Annotated in this window: 8 protein-coding genes; 7 read left to right on the top strand and 1 reads right to left on the bottom strand. The window is 55.0% G+C overall.

The window, feature by feature from the left end; translation table 11 throughout:
• Positions 1-471, top strand: a 471-nt coding sequence (locus tag RE6C_RS20295) for a hypothetical protein (protein ID WP_039962757.1), incomplete at its 5' end; no start/stop codon positions are given.
• 59 nt (positions 472-530) lie between these two features.
• Positions 531-917, top strand: a complete 387-nt coding sequence (locus RE6C_RS20290; protein WP_008659584.1) for a GIY-YIG nuclease family protein — start codon at positions 531-533, stop codon at positions 915-917.
• An 80-nt stretch (positions 918-997) separates the two neighbouring features.
• Here the strand turns inward: RE6C_RS20290 and RE6C_RS20285 are convergent, their stop codons facing one another.
• Positions 998-2,017 carry a nuclease-related domain-containing protein gene (locus tag RE6C_RS20285; RefSeq protein ID WP_008659583.1) on the bottom strand — a complete coding sequence of 340 codons (1,020 nt, stop codon included), beginning with the start codon at positions 2,015-2,017 and terminating at the stop codon, positions 998-1,000.
• Between the two features lie 534 nt (positions 2,018-2,551).
• Here RE6C_RS20285 and RE6C_RS20275 point away from each other — a divergent pair.
• The 5 genes from RE6C_RS20275 to RE6C_RS20245 all read left to right on the top strand — a co-directional run.
• Positions 2,552-3,040 carry a hypothetical protein gene (locus tag RE6C_RS20275; protein ID WP_008659582.1) on the top strand — a complete coding sequence of 163 codons (489 nt, stop codon included), beginning with the start codon at positions 2,552-2,554 and terminating at the stop codon, positions 3,038-3,040.
• A gap of 749 nt (positions 3,041-3,789) precedes the next feature.
• On the top strand, positions 3,790-3,990 hold the full coding sequence (locus RE6C_RS20265) for a hypothetical protein (protein ID WP_008659580.1): 201 nt from the start codon (positions 3,790-3,792) through the stop codon (positions 3,988-3,990).
• A gap of 302 nt (positions 3,991-4,292) precedes the next feature.
• The gene (locus RE6C_RS20260; protein WP_008659579.1) at positions 4,293-5,105 is read left to right on the top strand and encodes a hypothetical protein; all 813 of its coding nucleotides are present in this window, start codon (positions 4,293-4,295) and stop codon (positions 5,103-5,105) included.
• A 131-nt stretch (positions 5,106-5,236) separates the two neighbouring features.
• Entirely contained in the window at positions 5,237-5,968 is a 732-nt protein-coding gene (locus RE6C_RS20255; protein WP_008659578.1) for a hypothetical protein, read from the top strand.
• A 512-nt stretch (positions 5,969-6,480) separates the two neighbouring features.
• A partial coding sequence (locus RE6C_RS20245; protein ID WP_008659576.1) for a ParB N-terminal domain-containing protein occupies positions 6,481-7,467 on the top strand: 987 nt, incomplete at its 3' end.

Genomic DNA, 7,467 nt, shown 5'->3' with positions numbered 1-7,467 from the left:
AGCACCATCAGCCAATTTCACAAGCCGCAGGTGTTCGTTGAGAAGTCGGACCTCCAGCGTGCCGGAGATTTGCTGCGACAATTCGAGAGCCAACGAGATCGACGCCGAGCGGACTTGGACAACGCACCAGCAATCAAATCCGAGTGCGAAGAATGCGGTGTCACCAGCGAGTTTCCCGCTTCCCAAGATGGCACAACGCAAAACTGTCCCAAGTGCAATGCGTTCATGGATGTCGGAACGTTTGACTGGCCCGACGACTTCGATTTCGGCGACGCCGATGAAGAGCCGGAGCAAGAGCTGTCCGCCGACGATGCATTGGACGCTGCCTCGCGACTCCATCAACTCGGCGATTGGAACGAGGCGATTCAGGCCTACCAACAAATCAAAGCACGTTGGCCAGAGCACGCGACTTACACTGCGAACTGCATTGCGCAGATCCAGCAAAAGATTGACGCAACAGCCGGAGGCTAGAGATCGCTACCCGTTCGTCGCAAACAGCCCACCCTTCACCAAAATCGGAAGCATGAACTTTGTCGAACTCTGGCGTCTACTTCATCACCTGCGAGTTCCTCGGCAGACGATTCGTGAAGATCGGCCGATCCACCAACATCGCACGACGACGAAATCAACTGCAGTCGGGATGCCCATTCCGCCTCAAGGTGGAACACATCGAAGTGATGTCGGAATCCGAAGCCGTCAAGAAAGAGAAACAGTGGCATGCGATGTTCAAGGACATGCGAAAACGATGCGAGTGGTTCAACGCCAACACGGATGACGTGAACAGCCAACTCATGTTCCACTGGTTCCCCTACGAGAACGACATTAAGGCGTTCATCGAACGCCGGAAAGCACAAAACTCAGCCACCGAGCTCGACGAAGAAGTCGCCCCAGATCAGCAAGAACAACTCTTGTTTTGATGGCCAGGAGCGTTTCGCAGCGAACGACAGCCTAATCAACTCACCGGCCCACCATTGCCTCGATCGCACGGATACCCCTTTCAACCTTCCGCGGGCGTCGGGTTGGTATGGACCAGCCTTGGTGAGCCACACGCCTCGCAGTCGCGATAGAAGCAGGGCCCTTTCTTGCGAAGCTTCGCCTTCGCTGCACATACCTCACACTTCTGCGGCACGTTTTGATTTTGATTGCAAACTCGGCACCGAAGGTAATAGCCATAACGACCGTAGAGGATCTCAACATCCGACACGCCGCACGCTTCGCACTTCATCCCAGCATCCGACGGACTGGCGTCTGCCTTCGAAACGGGCGCCGCCGCTCGCTCCACGGCCGTTGGAGCCTTGGATTCAACCGTGGGTGGTTTCGTTGTTCGCTGGCGTTTGCGTTGGCTCAATAGAAACTCGCGAATGGACGCCAATTCTTGATCCGTGAACGGAGCAATATGTTGGTCTTCCAACCGTTTGGCTTCCTCCTTCCCCGCTTTCACGAACTTGACAAATCCCTTGATGCCTTGAGTTTCTTCGTAGGCGTTCGCCTTTTCCGCCAGTTCCGCGACGACTCGGTCCGCCTTCATCAACTCGGGCGGATTGGCGCCATTGCTTTCGATGACGCCCTGATCCGAGATCGCCACAAAGACCTGGAAACGTTCATCGCCAAAGGATGGCTGAACCGTGCCCATCAACTTCTTGGGACGCAGCGATTCCTTCGCATCGTTGAGCAGGTTTTGCAGAAGCTGGGCCTGCAACCGAGCCTGTTCGATCGGCGACCGCATTCCAGCACGTCGCCCACGAGAGTTGCGAACGAACTCAAGATGCTCGTTCACTTCGACGGTTCCAGTGATGGACTTGCTTTCGACGATTGCGAAACCAAATCGGTGCATCACCAAGTGATCGATTTGGGCCCGCTCGCCTTTTCGTTCGAACGTGACGTCGTTGAACACAAACACGTCGGACGCTTCTGCGAAGGCACGTCGCAGGAAGAACGCCATTTGCTTTTCAGCTTCAAACCCAGCCTTGCCCATCGGATCCTTCGGCCGCGGAGACTCTTTCTCTTGGACGATCACGGTGCACTCACAAAATTCAAATCGTTTGAACGGACAACAAACGCAGCAGATTAAAACCCCCTGAACGCCGCATCAATCCCGATTGAAAGGACAGCCGACATCCGCATGCACCAGCCCGGCATCCGCACGGGGGCGTCACCAACCAACTCCATCACCACGATCCAACTCCGTCCCAACGGGACGACACGTTGTCGCCACGGGCGCAAGCCCGTGGACACCAAATCGAAAGCAAAAAAGCCCTGAAGGGGCGACACGACTCGCTTCAGGGATGACCCGTTCGCGATAGGCGACAAAGAACCTGCGCGGGCGTTCATGCATCGAGCGCTGTTGACGCAGGCACTCTCCGCCAAGACCTGTCGCGAGACCATTGCAGTTCCAAATATGAGGCTCGTGACAGATATGCAAACACGACTTGCTGCAAATTGGGCGCAAACCAATGACGCAAGTGCTCAGCCCTCCCCCCGGGGAGCAATGGTTTAGGACCAAGTGGGCCCGGACCCTTACTCCCATGCCCACGCACACCTCGGTGTCGTGATGACGAAGAATGGTCAGAAGCGGAAGCTGAAGGCGAAGCTCGAGGAACTGTTCGCGAAGGCGAAGAACGATCTCAAGCTGAGTTACACGCCGGACGCTGGTGAGGAGGAGATCGTGCCGATCAAGAGGAACCAGGTGTTTGCTGATCGCAACAACATTCCAGAACAGTTCAAGAATGCGTCTTGGGAATCATTCGATCCGGACTTCTTAAAAAGTGACACGCCCGAACAGCAGATGGCGATGAAAGCCTTTCACTACATGAGCCGACCGTTCAAAGCGAAGTGGTCTCCAGAGGGCGTCCTCGAAGCACGGCAGATGTTGGACATGATCGGCATGACCCCGTCACAGCTGCACCGCCGTTTCGGAATGCTCGGTACGGTTCGGCAACAGCTTCCCGATTCGCCGCCTTCCGATCCGGAAGACCGAACGCGACTGGCGAACTACGACCCAATGCTTGGTTGGAAGATCTACGAACCAGTCGTCGGCTGATTCGGCGAGGCCTCGCCGAATGCGATATGGCGGCCTCCACACCGAAAAAAGACGACCCACCCTCTTCTCTTAGAACCGTAAGAACCGTATGGTTCAGGGGGAAACGAATTTGCCACGTGAACAGCGGTTTCACCCCGCAAAACACGTGCCTTTTTTCCAATTCGCCACGGTAACTAACGGTAAATTTCCATTTCACCTCCGTATGTGGCGATTTCCCCCATTGCGGCTCCGCCGCACTCCACGGTTTCGCCAACTACGGAACCTCCCTCTCCCCTCTCCGACTACATCACGACTCCGATCCTTCCGATCCGTCGAGTCCATTCTCGTTCGTGTGCGTACATGAAGGCATCGCTACAAAAAGCGTGCATCGTCCCATGATCAATCTCGCCGGTCCCATGCATCACTTGCTTCCTTTAGCCCTCCCTCTTCTATTCGTATCACCTTGGCGGGTGTGGGGCCCTAGCCTTTTGCCAACTCATGGCGTCCGTATCCTGGCTATCAGGCAAGCAGTCACTCTCTGCGTCCCGTCTTCTCTCGCTCTGGCTCACGTTACTCCCTTTCTTCGCTCCACTGCCCCAAGGCATCGAGGTCTACCCAATCATCTTCAACGTGTCACTCACCTGTGCCACCCTCAATTCACTCATTGTTCGAATTGCAAGCGGAAGTTGGTATCAGCAATTCGGCGAGACCTCGCCGAATTCATTCCACCTGCAAACGAACTACCTGGGACAACCGAAGACGATTCAAAAATGACCGACAAAGAACTCTTCGATGAAAACTTCAGCTACTACTTCAAGGAAGCTGCAAACTGTTCAGTCAGCACAAGCACCTACAAGGGCTGCTATGCCATCGGTAGTAGCGAAGTCGCATCGGATCTCATGTGCCATTGGTTTGCCTTCGGACACAGCAATGCCTGCTCAATGGCCTGCCTGCTCAACCTCACCTGGTAGCAGACGCACCGTCTCCTTGAACGTTTCAGAAGGTCTTTCGATTTTGCGTGTCGCTGTCGGTACCGCCACAGGAATTTGCACATCGTTGCAGACTAGCCATGATTGCTTCTGTCACCACGATCACGATCAATACAAGCTGGGCATGTGACGCGTCTTGAGAAGGCTCCAAAACAGAGATCGCCGTGCTGGAAACATCAACGTGTTCGCGTTGACGACGCTACGAGGTGGCGGCAATGTGCTGTCGTTTTCACCGGTCGGGCCATGTTGAGACGCTTTGCTGTCCTCTCTCCTGGAACAACACGATGTCAACTGAAATCGATTTCAACGCAATGTCTGCTGAAGTGACTGAAGAGTCCATCCGCTACCGGGAACTCCAACGCTCCGGTGCGGACTGGCGTTGGCAGCGTGCAATGCGGATTGTCGGTGCAGGAAGAGCCTATCACTCCCACGCATTGGGATCGGTCGTTTGGAACGTTGTTCATCACTTCAGACCCATTCTCCAGTCCCATCAGCCAAAGCTCATGGGTGATCGCACCGTTGATGTCGCGGGGGCCAAGCGGATCCGGCATGAGCGATTGACGAGGCTGAAGCTCGAGTCGCGGATTCTATCCGGGCTCTCAGTTAGCGAGGTCGCTGCGAAGATGGAACTTGAGGAGTCACTGGTCCGCGACTACTGCGACATCTTCTTTGACGTGAGAACCAGCCTTGCTGCTACCAGTTGGATCATGCAACAGATCACAACGGACGAGATGGAGGGACCGGATTACCTGCGTCGCACGCTATACCGTCACGCTTTCCAAGGTGGACCTGACGTCTGCGAACATTGGTTGGACCACCTCGATCAATTCGGTCAGCAACAGGATTTGAGTACGGCGGCAGGCAGGGCCGCCGAGCGTCTGGAGTTGTGCGTTCTGCTCGAACCCATGCGAAGTGATCCGGAGTCAATGCGTGCACTAGGACACCTACATGATCAATCATCGAAATCACGCCGCTTGCCCCAGACCGTTGGCAACACCATCGCCTCCAGTGTTCGCCAAAAGCTGAAGCTTGTACTGACTGACCAAGTGAGCAGCAAAGAGCCAGCAAGCGAAAAACGCAGCCGATCGGCTGCGTGATTTTTGCGAATTGCCCAAGCCTGTTACACAAAGATCCAAACGAGAGTTTCTCTGGATCTTGCGAGTGAAGATAGATGGCAGTCGAAAAGCGAAGGGGAACCCTAAAGCACTACTACACCCGGGTCCTGCGTGTGGGAGGCAAACTGCAAAAGAGGTATGTCGGTCGTTTGTCGAACCCGATTGTCGGCGTGTTGATTCGGGAGGAACAACTGCGGAAGGCGGAAGAAGCCGCGCGTAGTGCGGCCCTCATCGCAGAGATCGAAACTGCCAAAAAGGGCGAATCCCAACTCGTTCAAATAGCCCGGTCGTCAGACGGTTGGAAAGTTCTCCTGCGTCTGTCCAATCTCCAACTCCGTTCCACGGCGACGTTCCCCATGTCAAAGAACACGACCACCGATCTTCCGAAGCTACAGGAGCTGACACGTGTCTGCCGGCTTGCCAATGATGGCGACCAGGCAGCAAACAGGCAGCTGTATCAATGGGTCAACGCGGCACCTGGGCTGATTGATCAGTCGATCAATGCGTTGGCGTTAGCTCGTGAGACCCTGCTCGCTACGTTCGCGAGCGAATCCGCCGAAACGCTAGCCCTGTTGCGAGTCAAGCTAGAACGAGAAGCGGATGAGCTCGTGGGAACTGCAGAGGGAGATCCGTTGCTCAAGCACTACGCCGAAGCCGTTGCGTTGGCCAAGATGGACGTCATGCGTTGTTCGTTGGCCAGAATGCGAGCCGATTCTGATCTATACACAATGAGGTACTGGGAAGGAGCACTAGAGCGATCGCAGAAACGTTGGGAGAGGATCCACAAAGCGTTTCAGAAAGCTCGTGCTGAACATGCCAACGCAAAAAACAAACGCAGACGATGATGAGCAAACCATCGGTGCATTTGCAGCTTTCTGGCACTGTATTCTTTCGGCTTCTGTGCTATTGCTGCCCGCTATGCCTATCGCCGCAGGTAGGCTTCCCGCTATTCGCGGATTTGCCCCATCTATCCGTGCGACTACCACATGCTGTGAGCTGCTAAAGCAAGGAACTGTCATTGCAGTAGCGGAAATCATGAACAGCAGCACATGTTGATCAAGTGGCCGGTTGGTGGCTGCCGTCACGATCCAATCGTCCATGACGAAAGGTTGCTTGAAGTCATTCAGTGCGTCTTCGGAGAAGAGTCAGTGCAATCAGAAGACCACCGATGCAAGTGTCTTGATTCGGCGAGCCCTCGCCGAATTGAAAGCGAAATCAGCAGTGTCGTACCGCCGACGCCGATGACCGAAGACGATTTCATTGAAGGGACTTTGGACCGCTACTACAGTGCGGTGCCTTTCGAATTGCGATTGTTAATACATGATCCAGGCCGACGGCAAACAATTCCATTTCGTGCGTGCTGGTCATCACGACAGCGATCGGTGCAGCGCATGCCTGGATGGCGGCTCTCGCCTCACTACTTGAAGACAGACCACAAAGCCTCCTTGATCATTTCAAAGAGCGTTCAATCTTGAAGGAAGCTGTCGGCAGCGATACGCGAATTTGGACACTGTCGAGGATTAGCCATGATTGTTTCTGTCACCACGATCACAACCAATACAAGCTGGGCGGCGGCCAAGTTCTTCCGGAATCTCCGGGGATCGCGGTGACACGGGCCGCCGCCCACTTCCATATGGCTCTGCTGATGTTCACGACTTCCAACTCGATCTATCAACTTCCCACTCTTGAGACGGCCCTCCAGACTCATCCATTGATTCGCGGCGTCCACGACGCTTGTAAGTCCGTGTTGATGATTTCAGCGGAGGACTTCAATCGACTGGTACAGTCCATCGAACAAGATGGACTGCTCGATCCCGTCCGGATCAACCGTGACGGCGTCCTCTTGGACGGCAGATGTCGGCTGTGCGCACTGCATGTGCTTGGAATCCCAATATCCGAAGACCAGATTGAGACCTCCGATCTCGACCCATGGAAGGTAGCATCGTCGAACGAAGCCAGACGGCATTTGACGAAGGGGCAAAAGAACATGGTGGCAGCCAAACGCTTGGAGGCTGAACGCCAAGCCGGCCGGAAACGACAAAGCGAGGGTGCCAAGAAAGCTAACAAGCGTCGCACAAACCCAGTTGCAACGGACTCCGTTGCAACTGGGCGGAATGCGCCAGTACTTGATACGGTGGCGAAATCAGAAGGCCTATCCCGTGAGGAGCTGCGGCTTGCGGAATTGCTTTGCAAGAATAAGCCGGAGCTCGCCAAGCAGGTTGAGAATGGAGAAATCGACTGGAACACCGCGATCGAAAAGTGCGGTCTCAAAGCACCGAAACCAAAGAGGGCTAAGAAGAAGCCGAAATCAGCGCGGCGGGAGGAACGCAACGCAAAGCCGACC

Origin of the sequence: Rhodopirellula europaea 6C (genome assembly GCF_000338295.1) — a bacterium.
Classification (GTDB): Bacteria; Planctomycetota; Planctomycetia; order Pirellulales; family Pirellulaceae; genus Rhodopirellula; species Rhodopirellula europaea.
The sequence above is the reverse complement of the archived record's forward strand: the minus strand, read 5'-3'. Positions and strand labels throughout refer to the sequence as shown.

Excerpts from the sequence above, each read along its gene's own strand:
- RE6C_RS20275 (WP_008659582.1), top strand. The coding sequence starts at position 2,552 with ATGACGAAGAATGGTCAGAAGCGGAAGCTGAAGGCGAAGCTCGAGGAA.
- RE6C_RS20265 (WP_008659580.1), top strand. The coding sequence starts at position 3,790 with ATGACCGACAAAGAACTCTTCGATGAAAACTTCAGCTACTACTTCAAG.
- RE6C_RS20260 (WP_008659579.1), top strand. The coding sequence starts at position 4,293 with ATGTCAACTGAAATCGATTTCAACGCAATGTCTGCTGAAGTGACTGAA.